This is a genomic window from Sphingomonas sp., assembly GCF_019746665.1.
Taxonomy (GTDB): Bacteria; Pseudomonadota; Alphaproteobacteria; order Sphingomonadales; family Sphingomonadaceae; genus Sphingomonas.
The window spans coordinates 318337-335926 of the sequence record NZ_JAIERS010000005.1 but is presented as its reverse complement, the minus strand read 5'-3'; the positions used below and the strand labels follow the sequence as shown (position 1 = coordinate 335926).

Genomic DNA, 17590 nt, shown 5'->3' with positions numbered 1-17590 from the left:
AGGCCCTCACCCAACCCTCTCCCGCCAGCGGGAGAGGGCTATGGACCCTAATAACGAAAAGCCCTCTCCCGCTGGCGGGAGAGGGTTGGGTGAGGGTGGTTCTTCCGCAAACCGACCTTGAGCCCCAACCCCGCCCTACTTATAGCGATGTAAGTAACGGAGAGATGCTGATGGCTTTTGCCCATACCCACGCCGCCAATCGGCACTGGCTGCCGCGCGCCTCCTCGAAAACGCTTGCGCATATCCCGGGCGAGGATGGTCCGCCGATCGTCGGCAACACCTTCCGGATGCTCAAGGACCCCCGTGCCTTCGGGCGGCGGATGTTCGATCGCTACGGCCCGATCTACCGCAACCGCGCCTTCGGCGACACGATGCTCAATTTGATCGGTCCCGAGGCGAACGAGCTGGTGCTGTTCGATCGCGACAAGATCTTCTCGTCCGAACAGGGCTGGGGACCGCTGCTCAATCTGCTCTTCCCGCGCGGGCTGATGCTGATGGACTTCGAGAAGCACCGCGCCGATCGCCGCACGCTCTCGGTCGCGTTCAAGCCCGAACCGATGCGCCATTATGCCGAGCAGCTGAACCGTGGCATCGCGCGTGAGGTGCGCGGCTGGGCCAACCGGCCGATGCGCTTTTACGACGCGATCAAGGCGCTGACGCTCGATCTGGCGGCGGAAAGCTTCCTCGGCATGGAGCTCGGGCCGGAGGCGAAGCGGGTCAATCAGGCTTTTGTCGACGAGGTGCAGGCAAGCGTCGCGCCGATCCGCTACCCCGTGCCCGGCACGCCGATGGCGCGGGGGGTGGCGGGGCGGCGCTACCTGATCGACCTGTTCAAGCGCGAAATCCCCCGCCGGCGCGACGGCGACGGCCAGGATTTCTTCTCGCACTTCTGCCGCGCGACCGACGAGCAGGGCCGCCCGTTGAGCGACGACGCCATCGCCGATCACATGAATTTCCTGATGATGGCGGCGCACGACACGATCACCTCGTCCGCCACCTCGCTGGTGCTGCTGCTGGGGCGCCACGGCGCCTGGCAGGAGCGGCTGCGCGACGAGATCATGGCGCTGGGGCTGAATGACGACGAAGGGCTGGCTTACGGCCAGCTCGATCGGCTGACGCTCACCGATTACGCCTTCAAGGAAGCGCTGCGCTGGATGCCGCCGGTGCCCTCCATCCCCCGGCGCGCGCTGAAGGATTTCGAGTTCGGCGGCTATCGCATTCCCGCCGGCACCCAGGTGGGCGTCTCGGTCGCCTTCACGCATCATATGCCTGAAATCTGGCCCGATCCCCACGTCTTCGATCCGCTGCGCTTCGAACCCGAAAAGGTCCGCGCGCGCCATCGCTTCGCCTGGGTGCCGTTCGGCGGCGGGGCGCATATGTGCCTGGGCCTGCACTTCGCCGAAATGCAGATCCGCATCCTGATGACGCAATTGCTCCGCCGCTACCGGATCGAAGTGCCCGAGGATGCCGGGCATGACTGGCAGGCATGGCCGATCCCCCGGCCGAAGGACGGCCTGCCGGTGCGGTTCGTGCCGATCGGCTAGGCCTCGATCAAGCTACCGCAATATCCGGTGGCACCGTCACCCCGGCCCCCGAGCCGGGGTACCACTGCCTCGCGCCGGGCGAAGAAGCGGAACCCCGGGTCAAGCCCGGGGCGACGGCTGTTTTTTCCTGGCCAAAGACCTCAGGCCGAAGCCGTCTCCAGCGCCGGGTAATCGACATAGCCTTCCGGCCCCTGGCTGTACCAGGTCGCCATCACATCGGCGTTGAGCGGAGCGCCAAGGCGCAGTCGCTCGGGTAGATCGGGGTTCGCCAGGAAGGTGCGGCCAAAGCTGACCGCGTCCGCCACCCCCGAATCGATCGCCGCCTGCGCCTGCGCCGCGCTCACATAATCGGAATTGAGCACCAGCGGCTGGCGGAACACCGCGCGGATCGCGGGCGATTGCTTGGGCACCTCGGTACGGCCGAAGGTGCCGTCCGGCCCCGGCTCGCGCAGTTCGAGGAAGGCGATGCCGATCGCGTCGAGCGCGGCGGCGGCGGGGACGAACACGCTCGCCGCGTCGCTATCGTCGCAGCCTTGCGAATCGCCGTTGGGCGACAAGCGGACCCCGGTACGATCCGCGCCGATTTCGCGGGCGACCGTCTCGGTCACCTCGCGCAGCAGGCGGATGCGGTTTTCGGGCGCGCCGCCATAGGCATCGGCGCGGTGGTTGGTGCCATCGCGCAGGAACTGATCGATCAGATAGCCATTGGCGGCGTGGATCTGCACCCCGTCGAACCCGGCGGCGATCGCGTTGCGCGCGGCGCGGGCATAATCGCCGAGCAAGCCCGGAATCTCGTCGAGTTCGAGCGGGCGGGCGACGTCATAATCGAGGCGGCCAGCATAGGTATGCGCCCGGCCCGGCGCACGCGTCGGCGAGGCGGAGACGGGCGCGGCGCCGCCGTTGAAGCTGGAATGCACGACGCGCCCCATATGCCACAGCTGCGCGACGATCCGCCCGCCGGCCTTGTGGACCGCCGCCGTCACCGGCTGCCACGCGGCGGCCTGTTCATCGCTCCACAGCCCCGGCGCGAACGGCCAGCCAAGGCCCTGCTGGCTGATGCCGGTCGCCTCGCTGATGATCAGCCCGGCGCTCGCGCGCTGGGCATAATATTCGGCCATGATCGGCTGGGGCACATGGTTCTGGCTCGCGCGGCCGCGGGTGAGCGGCGCCATCAGCACCCGGTTGGGGGCGTGGATCGCGCCAAGCTGGATGGGATCGAACAGGTTGGGCAAGGGCTTCTCCTCTGCGCTGCACCACAAGCGCCCGCATAGGGGCGACAGCGCGCACATAGCGCGCTAAGCGCCCGAACGCATCGCTTCGCCTACGAAAGAAAAACTTGGGGGTCGCCCTGTCCCACGCATCCGCCGCCACCCGCCCCCCGGCCAGCGCCTTCGCGGCGGTGGTGATCGCCAATGTCGCGCTCGCCTTCGGGCCGTGGTTCGTGCGGCTGGCCGATGTCGGCCCCGTCGCCGCCGCCTTCTGGCGGATCACGCTCGCCGCGCCGCTGATCGTGGCGATGGCGGCGGCGACCGGCGGCCGGCTGCGCGGGGTGACGCCCGGCGTGCTGCTCACGGTCACGCTCGCCGGCATCGCCTTCGCCGGCGATCTGGCGACTTGGCATCTGGGTATCGTGCGCACCACCCTCGCCAACGCGACCTTGTTCGGCAACGTGGCGACGTTGATCTTCCCGATTTACGGTTTCGTCGTCGCGCGTGCGCTGCCAAACCGCGCGCAGGCCGTCGCGCTCGTGCTGGCGGCGGCGGGCGGCGCGCTGCTGATGGGCCGTTCATATCAGGCCGATCCGCGCCACCTGGCAGGCGACCTGCTAAGCCTGGTCGCGGGCATTCTCTATGCGACGTATTTCATCGCGATGGCGCGCGCGCGGGCGGCGATGGCGCCACTCCCCACGCTGGCGCTGTCGTCGCTCGCGAGCATCTTGCCGCTGCTCCTGTTTTCGACCCTGCTCGGCGAACGCATCGTGCCGGGCCAGTGGGGCGCGCTGATCGGACTCGCGCTGGCGAGCCAGTTGTTCGGTCAGGGGCTGATGATCTACGCGCTCGGCCGGTTGTCGCCGCTCGTCGTCGGCATCGCGCTGTTGATCCAGCCGGGGGTCGCGGCGGCGATCGGTTGGCTGGCCTATGGCGAGCGACTGGCGTTGCCCGATCTCGCGGGCGCGCTGCTGGTCGCGGCGGCGCTGGTGTTGGTGCGCCGCGCGTCCTAAATGGCCGTCATTGGGAGATCGACCATGACCATTGCCGCCGACGCCACGCTCGATGAAATCCGCCTCGCGCTCGCGCCGCTGATCGCCGCCAACGCCGCGTTCGACGGCTGGACCGCCGAAGCGCGCGACTTCGCCGCCGATCAGGCCGGGCTCGACCGCGACATCGCCCGGCTGGCTTATGATGGCGGCGCGGTGCCGATGATCGACGCCTGGTTCGCGAGCATCGACGCCGCGATGATGGAAGGCTTCACCCGCGAGGCGCTCGCCGCGATGAAGGTGCGCGAGCGCATCCAGGCGCTGGTCGAGGCGCGGCTGGCGCTGCTCCACCCGAATCGAGACGCTCTGAGAAGGGCTTTGGCCATCCTGGCGCTGCCCCAGAATGCCCCGCGCGGGCTCGGCATGGGCTGGCGCAGCGCCGACGCGGTCTGGCGCGGCGCGGGAGATACCGCGACCGACTATAATCACTACACCAAGCGCGCGATCCTAGGCACCGTCTATGCCGCGACGATCACCGTGTTCCTCGATGACGAGAGCGAGGATTATGCCGAAACGCGCGGCTTTCTGGCCCGCCGCATCGCCGGTATCATGCGGTTCGAAAAGGCAAAATCGGCGTTTCTGGAGCGCACGCAGAACCTGCCGAGCCTCAGCCGCTTCGTCGGGCGCCTGCGCTATCCAGTCGCTTAACGAGCGGTTGCTGGAGGTTCATGCAACCTCGATTAAGCCCGCAACGTTGGGGGTGGCGCAACAAACCGAAGGAGACCCATGATGCGTTCAGTCATGCTCAGCCTCGCGGCGCTCTCGCTGGCCGTGCCGCCAGCGGCGCTGCTCGTTAACCCGGTGAAGGCCGAGGCCAAGAAGAAGCGCCAGCGTGCCTATGTCTATACCCGCAACGGCCGCACCTATTGCCGCCATTCGGATGGCACCACCGGCCTGATCGTCGGCGGCGTGAGCGGCGCACTCGTCGGGCGCTCGCTGGATGGCGGCGGCATCCTCGGCACCGCGCTGGGCGCGGCCGGCGGCGCGCTGGCGGGCCGTGCGGTCGATCGCTCGCTCACCGCGCGCGAACGCTGCCGCTGATCATGTGCCGGCGGCTGAAGGACAGATGAACCGCGCGTAGTTTTACCTTCATGCAACCCCAACCAGCGCTGGCTGGTTGAGCGTATGACCAAGGAGGTTAACATGCGACATTTCATTCTGGCTCTGGCGGCCGCCGCCACTGGCTTTACCGCGCTGCCCGCCCAGGCGCAGGACCGGCGCGACACCCGCGAGTATAACCGCGACGTCCGCCAGGCTGAGCGCGACTATCGCCGCGATCTACGCCAGGCCGATGATCCAGGCGACGTCCGTCGGGCGAACCGGGAATATCGCCGCGACCTGCGCGAATCCCGGCGCGACTATCGCCGCGACGCGCGTGACGATTGGCGCGACGATCGCCGCGGCTATTATGCCGATCGCGATTATCGCGATGGCCGCAACTATCGCCCGCGTTATTTATCGCGCAACGACCGCGTCTATCGCGGTTCGGACGGGCGCTATTATTGCCGCCGCAATGACGGGACGACCGGCCTCATCGTCGGCGGACTGGGCGGCGGCGTGCTCGGCAATCTGATCGCGCCGGGTGGCTCGAAGACTTTGGGTACGATCCTTGGCGCGGCGGGTGGCGCCGCGATTGGCACCTCGGTCGATCGCAATCAAGTGACCTGCCGGTAACGATTTAGGGGCGGTGACACGGTTCGCCGCCCCTTTTTCGCGCCTTCAGAAAATTCCCGCGCCCACCCACAGCCGCAGCGAAGCGCCCGCCAGCACCACCGCGCACACCGCGCGCCCGGCCTTGCCGCGCGACATCAATCCGATCACCAGCCCGACGAAAGCAAGCGGAATCGCCAGCCAGTTGAGCCAGCCCAGCAGCGGCACGAAGCCAATCATGGCGACCAGCAGCGCGAGCAGACCGAGCAAAAGTGATGCAAGATTGAACACTCGAGCGAGAATGGCCTCTTGAGCGGCCAAGAACAAGTCGCCAAGCAAAGTCGAGGAAATCTTAACCCGCGCCAGTGATAGGTGCGGTGGGAGACTGACGATGCGCGCTTGGACGCCCCTGTCGCTGCTGTTGCTGCTCGCCGCCTGTGGCGGGCAGGATGAAGCCGCGCGCAATCTCGACAGCCTCGATGCCGAACTCGCCGATGGCAACGCGCAAGGCAATGTCCGCGACCCGGCGCTGATGAGCAGCCTGCGCGACCAGATCATGGTCGACCCAAATCTGACCGGCCAGAGCAATCGCGACGCGGTGCGCCCCGCGCGTCAGCCCTATGCCGCGCCGCTCCCCGCCGACAAGCCGGTGCGCCGCGCGGGCGGCGAGGCGGCGACGAGCGAACTCGCCCGCAGCGCGCCGGCGCCCGGGAAAAACTGCCCCGCTTGTGCCGCTAAGCGCGAGGCGATGACCCTGTCGGGCCTCGCCGAGCGGCGCGGGGGTGGCGCGTGCGCGCGCAATGTCAGCTATTCGGCGCGTTGGGCGGCCCAGCTGCCCGCCGACCTGCCGCTCTACCCCGACGCGCGGGTGATCGAAGCGGCCGGCAATGCCCAAGGCGGCTGCGCGCTGCGCGTGGTGAGCTTCGCCAGCGCGACAAGCGTCCAAGGGCTGATCGACTGGTATTACACCAAGGCCACCGCCGCCGGCTATTCGGCCGAGCATCAGGCGGACGGCGACGCCCATGTCCTCGCTGGTGCGCGCGGCGACGCGGCTTACGCGCTGTTCGTCACCAAGCGCGACGATGGCGGCGCCGAAGCCGATCTGGTCGTCAACAACGGCCGCTGAGGGCGCCCCCAGTTTCAGTTCAGCGCTAGCAGCGCATCACGCCTGGCGATCAACTCGGCGAGATCGCCTTCGGGCTGGCGCAGCGTCGCCATCGCGCGGTCGAGCCGGGCCTTGGCGGCGGGCGCGATCGCCCCGATCCGTTCGGCGATTTCCTCCATCTCGGGCATTCGCGCCCAGCAATCGAGCACCAGATCGACCCCCGCCGCCAACGCCCCCGCCGCTTTCTCGCCCGCGGTGCCGGAGAGCGCCTTCATGTCGATGTCGTCGGTCATCAGCAGCCCGTCAAAGCCGATTGCGGCGCGGATCACTTGCTCGATCACCGTCGGCGAGAGCGTCGCCGGGCGGTGGGCGTCCCATGCCTCGAATACGATGTGCGCGGTCATCCCCATTGGAGCGTCTCGCAGCGCCTGGAACGGGGCGAGGTCGCTCGCGAGCGCCTCGGCGGGCGCCGACACGGTTGGCAGCTGATGATGGCTATCGACCCGCGCCCGGCCATGGCCCGGCATGTGCTTCACCACCCCGATCACGCCGCCCGCCGCCAGCCCGTCGAGCACGGCGCGGCCCAGCGCCGCCACGCGCCGCGGGTCGCTGCCCAGCGCGCGACACGCGACCGCCTCGGTCGTCTCCGCCCCGCTCACGTCAAGCAGCGGCATGCAATTCACCGTGATGCCGCTCTCGGCCAGTGTCAGCGCGATCGCGTGAGCATTGGCGCGCGCCGCCTCGATCGCGGAGATGGGCGCTTTGTCGTACAGCGCATCGAACGCCGGGCCGGCGGGGAAAGCGGGCCATTCGGGCGGCTGCATCCGCGCGACGCGCCCGCCCTCCTGGTCGATAAGGATGGGTAGATCGGCACGGCCGGTAAGGTCGCGCAAGGCATCGGTCAGCGCACGAAGCTGCGCGCGATTTTCGCAGTTACGCTTGAACAGGATGAAGCCGGCCGGCTCGGCGGCGCGGAAGAAGGCGGCTTCGTCCGGGGTAAGGGCCGGGCCGGCAAGGCCGAAGATCACGGGTTTCATCGGGGCAGTTTAGCGACCGGGCGTGGCCAGCGCGAGAGGGCGTTGCGCCCGGACCTCGACCCACCCCCGCCCCCTCCCTTCCAGGGAGGGGAGAAGCGGTTCAAGCTGACCTAATAGCCCCTCCCTTTAAGGGAGGGGTTGGGGTGGGTGGCGACGGCGCGCGCCCAGCCTCAGCCGCCAAAGGCCGCGCTCACCCGCGAACGATGAAGCACGGCTCGCCCGCCACGCGCAGCTTGTTGCAAAGCTCCATCGCGGCGTTGGCGCTGCCAGCGTTCACCCGGAGCCGATAAAAGACGCGCCCACCGACCTCGGCCTTTTCCACCACATGGCCAAGCCCGGCGAGGAAAGCAAAGCGCTTGGCCTGCCGCGCCCAGGCGGCATCGGCGCCGGCCTTGTCGGGGAAGGAGCCGATCTGGATCACCGCGCCGCCGCCAATGTCGCGCGGCATCGCACCCTTGCCGGGCATCACCACCGGCGCTTCAGGCAGCTGCTTGGGATCGATCCGCGCCTTGTCGGGGCGCTTGCCCTCGCTCGCGGCGAAGGCCAGGTCGCCCTCACCCTCCACTTTCATCCCGCCTTCCTGCTCAGGCTTTACCTTGTAATCGCCAGGCGGCGCGGCGATCAGCTCGCCATTGCCCTGGCTATGCGCCGTCGCCCGCTGGCGCAACGCATAGGCGCCGAACACCAGAGCCGCGAGCACCGCCAGCCCCAGCAGCGCGAAGATCGCGACACGCATGGTCGAAGGGCGATCCTCATAATCCTCGTCGACCGTTTCGAGCCAGGGCAGCCGATCCTCGTCGCGCAGCGCCTCGCGCATCAATTCAACTCCTCGACCGCCTCCACACCCATGATGGTGAGGCCATTCCTGATCACTTGCCCTAACGCATCGGCAAGGAAAAGTCGCGCGGCGGTGAGCGGGGGGTTGTCCGAAATCAGGAAACGCCGATCAGGCGCGTCGTTGCCCGCGTTCCAGGCGGCGTGGAATTCAGCGGCGAGGTCATAGAGGTAGAAGGCCACCCGGTGCGGCTCGCGCGCGGCGGCGGCGGCTTCCACCAGCCGGGGGAATTGCGCCGCGCGCTTCACCAGCCCGAGCTCGGCGGCGTCGAGCAATGCCAGATCGGCGCCGTCCGCGCCGATCCCCAGCTCGGCCGCCTTGCGGTGCAGCGAGCGGATGCGCGCGTGCGCGTACTGAACGTAGAAAACGGGGTTGTCCTTCGATGCTTCCACCACCTTGGCGAAATCGAAGTCCATTTGCGCGTCAGCCTTGCGGGTGAGCATGGTGAAGCGCACCACATCCTTGCCGACTTCGTTCACAACATCGGCGAGAGTCACGAAATTGCCGGCGCGCTTCGACATTTTCACTGGCTCGCCGTCGCGCAGCAGCCGGACCATCTGGACGAGCTTCACGTCAAACCGCGTCTTGCCGCCGGTGAGCGCCGCGACCGCCGCCTGGATGCGCTTGACCGTGCCGGCGTGATCCGCGCCCCAAATGTCGATCAGCTGATCGGCTGCCTGCGCCTTCTGGTAATGATAGGCGAGATCGGCGCCGAAATAAGTCCATTGCCCGGTCGATTTCTTGATTGGCCGGTCCTGATCGTCGCCGAACTCGGTCGATTTGAACAGCGGGAGCATCACCGGCTCCCAATCCTCGGGCGTCTCGCCCTTGGGGGCCTCCAGCATACCGTCATAGACAAGGCCGCGCGCGCGCAGATCGGCCTCGGCGGCTTCGGGCTTTTTCGCCGCCTGCAGCGCGGCTTCCGACGCGAAGACATTGTGGTGGATGCCGAGCAGGGCGAGATCGGCGCGGATCAGGTCCATCATCGCCGCCACCGCGCGTGCCCGGAACAGCGCGAGCCACTCGGCCTCGGGCGCGCCCTGATAGCGATCGCCAAATTCGGCGGCGAGCGCCTGCCCGATCGGCACCAGATAATCACCCGGATACAGGCCTTCGGGTATCGTCACCGCCTCGCCCAGCGCCTCGCGGTAGCGCAGATGCACCGAGCGGGCGAGCACATCGACCTGGCCGCCGGCATCGTTGATATAATATTCGCGCACCACCTTATGCCCCGCCCATTCGAGCAGGGTGGCGAGCGCGTCGCCGACCACCGCGCCCCGACAATGGCCCATGTGCATGGGGCCGGTGGGATTGGCGGAGACGTACTCGACGTTCACCGTCACCCCCTGCCCGCTGGTCGAACGCCCATAGGCGCCGCCCGCCGCGCGGATCGCGGCGAGTTCGCCGCGCCAGGTCGCGTCGGTGAGAGTAAGGTTCAGAAAGCCCGGCCCCGCGACCGCGACGCTCGCCACCTCGTCAAGCGCGCCCAGCGCCGCCGCGAGCTTTTCGGCCAGCGCGCGCGGGTTCGTGCCCGCGGGCTTTGCGAGCACCATCGCGGCGTTGGTCGCGAGATCGCCATGCGACGGGTCGCGCGGCGGCTCGATGGTGATGGCTTGGGTCGGCAGGCCAGCGGGCAGATCACCAGCGGCGACCAGGGCATCGAGCGCGGCATTCAGGTGCGCGGCGAAACGAGGATAGAGCGTCATGCGCGCGCGCTTAACGCATGGCAGCGGGGGACGCAAAAGGCAGGAGGCCTTCCTTCCCCGGCGAAAGCCGGGGCCCAGTCGCGCGGCGGTCGCGGGCGGAGAGCGCCGTAGGTTACCCGCAGGACGCTGGGCCCCGGCCTTCGCCGGGGAAGCTGTTAGTTCAAGTTGCTTGGCCGGCCCGCCGCCGCGCCGCGCGCAGACCATCGACCGCCACCACCGCTAGCCCCGTCCAGATGAGTGCGAAACACGCAACATGCGCCGTCGTCAGCCGCTCGCCGAGCAAGGCCACCGCGATGACGAACTGCAAGCTCGGCGCCAGATATTGCACCAGCCCCAGCACCGACAGCGGCAGCCGCCGCGCGGCGCCCGCGAACATCAGCAGCGGCGCCGCCGTCGCCGCGCCCGAGGCGAGGAGCAGCACCGGCACCGTGCCGCCCAGCGCCAGCCCCGGGGTGCCGTGCCACAGCAGATACCCGGAGGCGAGCGGGGCGAGCACCAAGGTTTCCACCAGCAACCCCTCCAGCGCTTCGACCGGCGTGACCTTGCGGACCAACCCGTAGAGCCCGAAACTGATCGCGAGCGTCAGGCTCACCCACAGCCCCTGCCCAACGCCGCTCGCCATGCCGAGCACCGCGACCCCGATCGTCGCCAGCGCCACCGCCAGCATCTGCGCCCGCCCGAGCCGCTCGCCGAGCAGCGCGACCCCCAGCAGCACATTGACCAGCGGGTTCAGGAAATAGCCGAGGCTCGCCTCGACAACGTGGCGCGTCTCGACCGACCAGATATAGACGAGCCAGTTCACCGCGATCAGCAGCGCGCTCGCCGTCAGTCGGCCGAGCGTGGACGGGCTGGTGAGCGCCGCGCGCAGTTTCGGCCAGCGCCCGCTGAACAGCACGATCGCGCCGAGCAGCAGCAGCGACCAGCAGATGCGGTGCGCGACCACCTCGATCGCGCCCACTGCGCGCAGCGGCACGAAGTACAGCGGCAGCAGCCCCCAGATGCCATAGGCCCCCAGCGCCAGGGCAAGGCCGCGCGTGCGTTCGTTCATCCCACCGCCGCTATCCGAGCCGACGGCGGCAAGCAAAGGCTTTGGCTGGACAGCACGCGCGCATCCTCGCATCAAGGCGGGAACGCAACAGGGGACCATGCCATGCACCGCGCGCTGCTACTCGCCACGCTTCTCGCCACCGCCGCGCCGGCAATCGCGCAGTCCGGGAAGGCGGGGCCGGTGTGGCGCGCGGCGGAAGGGGTGCGCGCCGAACAGCTCGCGCTGCTCGAGCGGCTGGTGAACATCGATTCGGGCACCGGCAATATGGAAACCGGGCCTCAGGTGCAGACGATCATCGCCGAGCAGCTGAAAGCACTTGGGATGGAGGTGCGGATGGTGCCGGCCGAGGCGCCGGGGCTACCCGACAATCTGGTCGCGACACTGAAAGGGCGCGGCAAGGGGCGGCTGCTGCTGATCGGCCATAGCGACACGGTCTTCGAACCCGGCACCGCCGCCAAGCGACCGTTCCGTATCGAGGGCGACCGCGCGATGGGGCCGGGCGTGGGTGACGAAAAGGCCGGCGTCGTCTCGGGCATCATGGCGATCAAGCTGCTGCGCCAGCTGAAGTTCGACGATTTCGCCAGCATCACTTTGCTTGTCGAAACCAGCGAGGAGCGCGGTTCGCCCGGCACGCGCAAGCTGATCGCCGAGCTGGTGAAGGACGCCGATGTCGAACTGAATTTGGAGCCCGGCCAGGCGGGCGATCAGGTGACGATCTGGCGCAAGGGATCGAGCGCGTTCGAGATCACGGTGAAAGGCCGCCCCGCCCATGCCGGGGTCGCGCCGCAGGAAGGGCGCAACGCCGCGTCCGAGCTGATCCACCAGATCGAGCTCGCCGATGGCTTGCCGAAAAGCGGCGACGGGCTGACCAGCAATCTGACGCTGATGAAAGCGGGCAGCCGCTACAACATCATCCCCGAGGACGCGACCGCGACCCTCAACGTCCGCCTGCGCACCAAGGCGCAGGGGGACGAGGTGATGGCGCTGCTGACCAAGAATGCCGCGAACCGCGTGATCCCCGATACCGCCGTATCGATCCACCGCGAGGACAGCTTCCCCCCACTCCCCACCAACCCCGGCACCGATGCGCTGGCTGGGCTCGCCGAGAAGATTTACGGCGAGGTGGGGCTGAAGCTGGGGCGCGGCGGCAATGGCGGCGCCTCGGAATCGGCGCTCGCCTATGAAGCGGGCGTGCCGGCGATCGACGGGCTGGGGCCGGTCAACATCGGCGCGCATTCGGAGCGCGAATATATCGAGCTGCCGACCGTCACGCCGCGCCTGTACCTGCTCACCCGGCTGCTGATGGAACTCGGCAAGAACCCGCCGGCGCGGCTGCGGTAAGCACCGGCGCGCCTGGCCTCAGGCCCAATGCTCTATCGGCAAACGCTCCAAAGCGCTTACCCAGGGGTGCTGGCGCTCTTCATAGACCGACACGCCGGGCGGTGGAAAACCGGGATCGGCGAAGGCGCCAACGGCGACCAGTACGAGGTCGGGCATCGTATCCGGCTCCCAATAAACGGTCGCGCCGCAATCGGGGCAGAAGTGGAACCGCGCCGTGCCGCCGCTTTCGCCGGTGCGGCTCCAGTTGCTTGAGCGACCGTCGACGCGGACCCGGTCGCGGGGGAAGCGGGCCTGGACCGCATAGACGCTTCCCGTCCGTCGCTGACATTCCAGACAGTGGCAGATCGAAACGCGCGTCGGCGCGCCTTCACAGGTGATGCGTAGCTGGCCGCAGCTGCACGATGCCGTTCGACTCGTCATCGCACGAACTTAGGCCTTGGGGCGCGTTAGACCAGCCCTTCCAACGGCTTGGCGCCGCTTGCGCCCGGGAACAGGGCGGGGAGCAGGCGGGCGGGCTCGATGCCGAAATGGCCGCTCAGCGCGCCAGCGATGAACGCGTCAAGCTGCAGCGTCGGCTTCAGGTCACGCCCCTCATACAAGTCGCCGCCGCGCAGGCCCGGCCAATCGGCGAGCACGCGCCCACCCTTCACCGCGCCGCCGAGCAGCATCGCGGCGGACGCGGTGCCGTGATCGGTGCCGCCGGTGCCGTTCACCGCGACCGTCCGCCCGAATTCGGTCGCGACCAGCACCAAGGTATCGCTCCACAGCGGCCCCAGCTCCGCCTGGAGCGCGCCGACCATCGCGTCGAGCCCGGTCAGCTGCGCCGCCAGCCGGCCGCGTTGCTGGGCGTGAGTGTCCCAGCCGCCGGTTTCGATCATCGCGATCCGGGCGCCATCCGCCGGGCTGAGCAATTTCGCGGCGAGCGCTCCGGTCGCCGCCGCGTTGCGTCCCGCCGCACCGCCCATGTCGGCGGTGAGCTTGCGCGTCGCCATCGCCTCGCTCCACAGGCCGTGGAGCTGCGCGTCGCCCTGATAGAGCATCGCCACGCGCGCCAGCAGATCCTCGCTCGCCTCGGGCAGCGCCGACGGGGCATAGCTTGCCACCTCATGAGGTCCGCGCAGCGCGAGCGGTACCGTCACCGCGACCGCGATCGCGCGCGCCTGCGCCTGCGGCAGCTGGCCGAGCAGCCGATTGAGCCAGCCGTCCTTCACCTGATAGGCGCCGGCCGAGCCGGTCTCGAGCACATTCTGCCCGTCAAAATGGCTGCGATCTCGATAGGGCGAGGCGATCGCATGGGCGAACAGCGCCTGGCGCTGGCCGTACAGTCCCGCGACCGTCTTCAGCGCCGGGTGGAGCGCGAACATGCCGTCGAGCTTGGTCGCGCCCGTATAATCCTCGGCCAGCGCGCCGCGCGCCGGGGTGAAGCCGGGGTCGCCGACCGGCGCGAGCGTCGCCAGGCCATCGGCGGCGCCGCGCTGGATGATGAAGACGAAGCGCTTGTCGGTTGCCGCCTTGGCGAAGGCCATGCGCGGCGCGAGGCCTAGCGCCAGACCGAGCGTGGCGCCCGAGGCAAGGAAGGAACGGCGATCGAGCATGGTCATCTCCGCATCATCTCAGGCGACACCAGCAGCAGCGCGAGCGCCTGGCCGGGGCTATCGGCGCTCGCCAGCACGCGGCTCGTCTCGGGCGAGAGCGTGCCGGGGAAGAGCTTTGGCGCCAGCGCGCGGGCGTCGATCGCGCCGCCGGCGCGGGTGGCGAGCCGCTCCGCGGCCTCGACCCGGCGCAGCACCGCGTCTGGTCCGGCCCAACTGGCGGCGATATCGTCATAACCGGCGGGGGAGCCGGGCCGCCATACCGGCTGACCGAGCTGTTGCAGCAGGCCAAACACCGCCTGGGGCGGCAGATCTCGCGCGCCGACCGCGCGGGTCGCGGAGACGGTCCATTCCCACGGTGTCTTGAACTTCGCCGGCGCTTCCACCCACGCCTCGCGCGCTTCGATCAGGGTGCGATACAGGCTCGGCAGGTCGCCGCCCGTCCTCCGGAAATCGGCCTCCAGCCGGCCGACCAGCGTTGGCGGCGGGGTGTCTCCAGCGAAATGGCGTGCAAGCTTGGTCGCGATATGGCGCGCGGTGGCGGGGTGCGTCGCGAGGTCGTTGAGCACCGCCTGGGCCTGCGCGACTCCCTCCTGGCCATAGCGCTTGCCCATGATCGTGCGCGCGCCTGGTTCGTGGACAGCGGCGGCGAAAACGAAATCGCCCGGCGTCCCGACATTGCCGACGATCCGCGCGAGCGGGCCGCGACTCAATCCGGCGACGGTCCACCCGGTCATCGCGCGAGCGAATTCGGTGACGTCCGCTTGCGAATAACCAGTCCGCACGCCGAGCGTGTGCAACTCCATGATCTCACGCGCGAGATTTTCGTTCAGCCCCAGCTGGCGGTTGGGCGCGAAGCGGCGCGCGCGTTCGGCGACGAAGCTGTTCGGGCCGATCGATCCCGCCTGATCGAGATAGAGCAACATCGCCGGATGGCGCTCGACCGCGTTCAGCATGTCGCCAAAGCGGCCGAGCAGGTTGGGGCGGATCGCCTCGAATTCGAGCAGGCCGGCCAGCCCCACCACGGTCAGCTTATCGGCGGAGACCGCGAAATGGTTCGCCCAGAACCACGCCATCCGCTCCAGGAACGGGGCATCGCTGACGAGTGCCGCCTGCGCCCGCGCGCCGACCTGGACCAGATAATGGTCGCGCCCCTGGCCGCGCACGATCTGGCGCGCGCTCTTTACCGGATCGGCGAGCGCCGCATTCGCGGGCGGCGTCATGGCGGGTGTCGCCGTCATCGCCTGCGCGGCTGGCCCCCGCGCGCGTTGCGCCAGCAGCGCCGGGCGGATTTCCTGAAGATATTCGGCGAGCTCCGCCGCGACCTGGGAACGGCCCGGCACCGCGGCGATCGCCGGCGGACGCGGGTTGAAACGGCCGAACTGGTCGAGCAGCCAGGCCTTGGGGTCAGCGGGCGGCGCCTGATCGGGCCGCGCGCCGATGCCGAAGCGGTTGAGCGCGATGCTTTGGGCGGTCATCCTCGTCCTTTCAGGGCTTTACTAGGACCCAGCTGTCGCAAAACTGTGTCGGGCCACAGGCCCAAGTGTCGCAGCGGGCAAAGCATTGGACGCCGCGCCGCCTGCTGTTTACAGCGGCGCGGTTTGCTTCGAGGAGTTTAGCTTGGCCAATGTCGCGGTGATCGGCGCCCAATGGGGCGATGAGGGCAAGGGCAAGATCGTCGATTGGCTCGCCGAACGCGCCGACATCGTCGTGCGTTTCCAGGGTGGGCACAATGCCGGGCACACGCTCGTCGTTGGCAACAATACGTACAAGCTCTCGCTGCTGCCCTCCGGCATCGTGCGCGGCACGCCCTCGGTGATCGGCAATGGCGTGGTGCTCGACCCCTGGGCGCTGAAGGCGGAAGTGGAGAAGCTGCGCGGCCAGGGGGTGGAGATCAGCCCCGACACGCTGATGATCGCCGACACCTGCCCACTGATCCTCCCCTTCCACCGCGATCTCGACGGCCTGCGCGAGGATGCGAGTGGCGCGGGCAAGATCGGCACGACCCGGCGCGGGATCGGCCCGGCCTATGAAGACAAGGTGGGCCGTCGTGCGATCCGGGTGTGCGACCTCGCGCATCTCGACGCTCTAGGGCCGCAGCTCGACCGGCTGACCGCGCATCACGACGCGCTGCGCGCGGGCTTTGGCCAGCCGCCGATCGACCGCGCCCAGCTGATCGCCGAACTCGCGGAGATCGCGGGCTTCGTGCTGCCCTTCGTCCGCCCGGTGTGGCGCGACCTGGGCGAGGCGCGCGCGCGCGGCCGTCGCATCCTGTTCGAGGGCGCGCAAGGGGTGCTGCTCGATATCGACCACGGCACTTATCCGTTCGTCACCTCCTCGAACACCATCGCCGGCACCGCTTCGGGCGGATCGGGGCTGGGGCCGGGCGCGGTCGGCTTCGTGCTCGGTATCGCCAAGGCCTATACGACCCGCGTCGGCTCCGGCCCTTTCCCGACCGAACTTACCGACGAAACCGGCGAGCAATTGGGGGTGCGTGGGCATGAATTCGGTACCGTGACCGGGCGCAAACGCCGCTGCGGCTGGTTCGACGCCGTGCTGGTGCGGCAATCGGCGGCGGTCTCCGGCATCACCGGCATCGCGCTCACTAAATTGGACGTGCTCGACGGGTTCGAGGAGGTGCGCATCTGCACCGGCTATCGGCTGGGCGACGCCATGCTCGATCACTTCCCGGCGCACGCGCGTGACCAGGCGGCGGTCGAACCGATCTACGAAACGCTCCCAGGCTGGGCCGAATCCACCGCCGGGGCGCGCAGCTGGGCGCAACTCCCGGCGGCGGCGATCAAATATATCAAGCGCGTGGAAGAGCTGATCCGCTGCCCGGTGGCGCTCGTCTCCACCAGCCCCGAACGCGAGGACACGATCCTGGTCCGCGATCCGTTCGCGGATTGAGCGCTCGCAAGGCCGGGTCTTGTCGTCATGCCGGACTTGTTCCGGCATCCACCGCGCGGCTTGCTCCCACCGCTGGCGCGCCAGGTAGCGCGGTGGCCCCCGGCACAAGGCCTGGGTGACGGGACAAGGTCGGGCGGGCGGCGTTCAGCGCGGGCTGCTCGTGCCGCTCGCGCTGCCCGAGCCCGACGCGCTCGACGCGGCGCCGGCGCCGCTCCAGTCGCCGGTGCGCCCGGTCGCCTTGCTGTCCCGCGTGCCGCCACGGCTCAGCCGCTCGGCCTGCGGCGAGCGCGCGTCGAGTGGGGGATCAGCCTCATTGCGCATCACGCCATTGTCGCTGCGATTGTCGAGTCGGTCCTCGGTCGGCACTGCGTTCGCATTATTGAGCGGGTCCGAAGGGCGCACCGCTTTGGCGGGCGCCTGCGCCTGATTATTGCTCCACGGCGCCTGCGAATTGACCGCCTGCGCAACCGCCGCGCCGGCGATGCCGAGCACGACGATCGACATGGGTGTCGAGAATTTCATAAGCCGCCTCCTGACCCCCTCCCGGCCAACGGGCGAGCAGGAT

Annotated in this window: 18 protein-coding genes; 8 read left to right on the top strand and 10 right to left on the bottom strand. The window is 68.9% G+C overall.

Features of this window, described 5'->3' with window-relative positions:
• The first annotated feature begins 170 nt into the window (after positions 1-170).
• Positions 171-1544: a cytochrome P450 gene (locus K2X73_RS04475; protein ID WP_294108907.1), complete on the top strand. Its 1374-nt coding sequence runs from the start codon at positions 171-173 to the stop codon at positions 1542-1544.
• A gap of 140 nt (positions 1545-1684) precedes the next feature.
• Here the strand turns inward: K2X73_RS04475 and K2X73_RS04470 are convergent, their stop codons facing one another.
• Entirely contained in the window at positions 1685-2776 is a 1092-nt protein-coding gene (locus K2X73_RS04470; RefSeq protein ID WP_294108906.1) for an alkene reductase, read from the bottom strand.
• Positions 2777-2880: 104 nt separating this feature from the next.
• On the opposite strand from K2X73_RS04470, the gene K2X73_RS04465 reads away from it, so the two are divergent.
• The 4 genes from K2X73_RS04465 to K2X73_RS04450 all read left to right on the top strand — a co-directional run bounded on the left by K2X73_RS04465 (position 2881) and on the right by K2X73_RS04450 (position 5475).
• Positions 2881-3765, top strand: coding sequence for a DMT family transporter (locus K2X73_RS04465; protein WP_294108905.1), 885 nt, complete (start codon positions 2881-2883; stop codon positions 3763-3765).
• A 24-nt stretch (positions 3766-3789) separates the two neighbouring features.
• A complete protein-coding gene (locus K2X73_RS04460; RefSeq protein ID WP_294108904.1) occupies positions 3790-4449 on the top strand; it encodes a COQ9 family protein in 660 nt (219 codons plus the stop codon).
• A gap of 81 nt (positions 4450-4530) precedes the next feature.
• On the top strand, positions 4531-4842 hold the full coding sequence (locus K2X73_RS04455; protein WP_294108903.1) for a hypothetical protein: 312 nt from the start codon (positions 4531-4533) through the stop codon (positions 4840-4842).
• Between the two features lie 102 nt (positions 4843-4944).
• Positions 4945-5475: a glycine zipper 2TM domain-containing protein gene (locus K2X73_RS04450; RefSeq protein ID WP_294108902.1), complete on the top strand. Its 531-nt coding sequence runs from the start codon at positions 4945-4947 to the stop codon at positions 5473-5475.
• 45 nt (positions 5476-5520) lie between these two features.
• Here the strand turns inward: K2X73_RS04450 and K2X73_RS04445 are convergent, their stop codons facing one another.
• Complete coding sequence (locus K2X73_RS04445) at positions 5521-5721, bottom strand: hypothetical protein (RefSeq protein ID WP_294108901.1); 201 nt, start codon at positions 5719-5721, stop codon at positions 5521-5523.
• Positions 5722-5842: 121 nt separating this feature from the next.
• On the opposite strand from K2X73_RS04445, the gene K2X73_RS04440 reads away from it, so the two are divergent.
• Complete coding sequence (locus K2X73_RS04440; RefSeq protein ID WP_294108900.1) at positions 5843-6577, top strand: hypothetical protein; 735 nt, start codon at positions 5843-5845, stop codon at positions 6575-6577.
• 14 nt (positions 6578-6591) lie between these two features.
• Here the strand turns inward: K2X73_RS04440 and nagZ are convergent, their stop codons facing one another.
• From nagZ to rarD, 4 genes are all read right to left on the bottom strand, one after another.
• Positions 6592-7593, bottom strand: coding sequence for a beta-N-acetylhexosaminidase (gene nagZ, locus K2X73_RS04435; protein ID WP_294108899.1), 1002 nt, complete (start codon positions 7591-7593; stop codon positions 6592-6594).
• A gap of 190 nt (positions 7594-7783) precedes the next feature.
• Entirely contained in the window at positions 7784-8410 is a 627-nt protein-coding gene (locus K2X73_RS04430; RefSeq protein ID WP_294108898.1) for an SPOR domain-containing protein, read from the bottom strand.
• On the bottom strand, positions 8410-10134 hold the full coding sequence (gene argS / locus K2X73_RS04425) for an arginine--tRNA ligase (RefSeq protein ID WP_294108897.1): 1725 nt from the start codon (positions 10132-10134) through the stop codon (positions 8410-8412). Before argS ends, K2X73_RS04430 begins: the two co-directional genes overlap by 1 nt.
• Positions 10135-10294: 160 nt before the next feature.
• Positions 10295-11182 (bottom strand): EamA family transporter RarD, encoded by an 888-nt coding sequence (rarD, locus tag K2X73_RS04420; RefSeq protein ID WP_294108896.1) that lies wholly within the window; start codon positions 11180-11182, stop codon positions 10295-10297.
• Positions 11183-11284: 102 nt separating this feature from the next.
• Here rarD and K2X73_RS04415 point away from each other — a divergent pair, with 102 nt between their 5' ends.
• Positions 11285-12523, top strand: a complete 1239-nt coding sequence (locus tag K2X73_RS04415; protein ID WP_294108895.1) for a glutamate carboxypeptidase — start codon at positions 11285-11287, stop codon at positions 12521-12523.
• Between the two features lie 18 nt (positions 12524-12541).
• On the opposite strand, the gene K2X73_RS04410 is transcribed toward K2X73_RS04415, so the two are convergent.
• Genes K2X73_RS04410 through K2X73_RS04400 form a run of 3 tightly spaced genes read right to left on the bottom strand, consistent with a single transcriptional unit; the run spans position 12542 to position 15593 of the window.
• Positions 12542-12943 carry a GFA family protein gene (locus K2X73_RS04410; protein ID WP_294108894.1) on the bottom strand — a complete coding sequence of 134 codons (402 nt, stop codon included), beginning with the start codon at positions 12941-12943 and terminating at the stop codon, positions 12542-12544.
• Positions 12944-12969: 26 nt separating this feature from the next.
• The gene (locus K2X73_RS04405; protein WP_294108997.1) at positions 12970-14118 is read right to left on the bottom strand and encodes a DUF1501 domain-containing protein; all 1149 of its coding nucleotides are present in this window, start codon (positions 14116-14118) and stop codon (positions 12970-12972) included.
• 2 nt (positions 14119-14120) lie between these two features.
• Entirely contained in the window at positions 14121-15593 is a 1473-nt protein-coding gene (locus K2X73_RS04400) for a DUF1800 domain-containing protein (RefSeq protein ID WP_294108893.1), read from the bottom strand.
• Between the two features lie 142 nt (positions 15594-15735).
• Here K2X73_RS04400 and K2X73_RS04395 point away from each other — a divergent pair, with 142 nt between their 5' ends.
• Positions 15736-17025 carry an adenylosuccinate synthase gene (locus K2X73_RS04395; RefSeq protein ID WP_294108892.1) on the top strand — a complete coding sequence of 430 codons (1290 nt, stop codon included), beginning with the start codon at positions 15736-15738 and terminating at the stop codon, positions 17023-17025.
• Positions 17026-17169: 144 nt separating this feature from the next.
• Here the strand turns inward: K2X73_RS04395 and K2X73_RS04390 are convergent, their stop codons facing one another.
• Positions 17170-17547, bottom strand: a complete 378-nt coding sequence (locus K2X73_RS04390; RefSeq protein ID WP_294108891.1) for a hypothetical protein — start codon at positions 17545-17547, stop codon at positions 17170-17172.
• Positions 17548-17590: the final 43 nt, after the last annotated feature.

What these genes read in the sequence shown, in the direction of transcription:
- K2X73_RS04475 (WP_294108907.1), top strand. Translation starts at nt 171, where the DNA reads ATGGCTTTTGCCCATACCCACGCCGCCAATCGGCACTGGCTGCCGCGC.
- K2X73_RS04460 (WP_294108904.1), top strand. Translation starts at nt 3,790, where the DNA reads ATGACCATTGCCGCCGACGCCACGCTCGATGAAATCCGCCTCGCGCTC.
- K2X73_RS04455 (WP_294108903.1), top strand. Translation starts at nt 4,531, where the DNA reads ATGCGTTCAGTCATGCTCAGCCTCGCGGCGCTCTCGCTGGCCGTGCCG.
- K2X73_RS04450 (WP_294108902.1), top strand. Translation starts at nt 4,945, where the DNA reads ATGCGACATTTCATTCTGGCTCTGGCGGCCGCCGCCACTGGCTTTACC.
- K2X73_RS04440 (WP_294108900.1), top strand. Translation starts at nt 5,843, where the DNA reads ATGCGCGCTTGGACGCCCCTGTCGCTGCTGTTGCTGCTCGCCGCCTGT.
- nagZ (WP_294108899.1), bottom strand. Translation starts at nt 7,593, where the DNA reads ATGAAACCCGTGATCTTCGGCCTTGCCGGCCCGGCCCTTACCCCGGAC.
- K2X73_RS04430 (WP_294108898.1), bottom strand. Translation starts at nt 8,410, where the DNA reads ATGCGCGAGGCGCTGCGCGACGAGGATCGGCTGCCCTGGCTCGAAACG.
- argS (WP_294108897.1), bottom strand. Translation starts at nt 10,134, where the DNA reads ATGACGCTCTATCCTCGTTTCGCCGCGCACCTGAATGCCGCGCTCGAT.
- rarD (WP_294108896.1), bottom strand. Translation starts at nt 11,182, where the DNA reads ATGAACGAACGCACGCGCGGCCTTGCCCTGGCGCTGGGGGCCTATGGC.
- K2X73_RS04415 (WP_294108895.1), top strand. Translation starts at nt 11,285, where the DNA reads ATGCACCGCGCGCTGCTACTCGCCACGCTTCTCGCCACCGCCGCGCCG.
- K2X73_RS04410 (WP_294108894.1), bottom strand. Translation starts at nt 12,943, where the DNA reads ATGACGAGTCGAACGGCATCGTGCAGCTGCGGCCAGCTACGCATCACC.
- K2X73_RS04405 (WP_294108997.1), bottom strand. Translation starts at nt 14,118, where the DNA reads ATGCTCGATCGCCGTTCCTTCCTTGCCTCGGGCGCCACGCTCGGTCTG.
- K2X73_RS04400 (WP_294108893.1), bottom strand. Translation starts at nt 15,593, where the DNA reads ATGACCGCCCAAAGCATCGCGCTCAACCGCTTCGGCATCGGCGCGCGG.
- K2X73_RS04390 (WP_294108891.1), bottom strand. Translation starts at nt 17,547, where the DNA reads ATGAAATTCTCGACACCCATGTCGATCGTCGTGCTCGGCATCGCCGGC.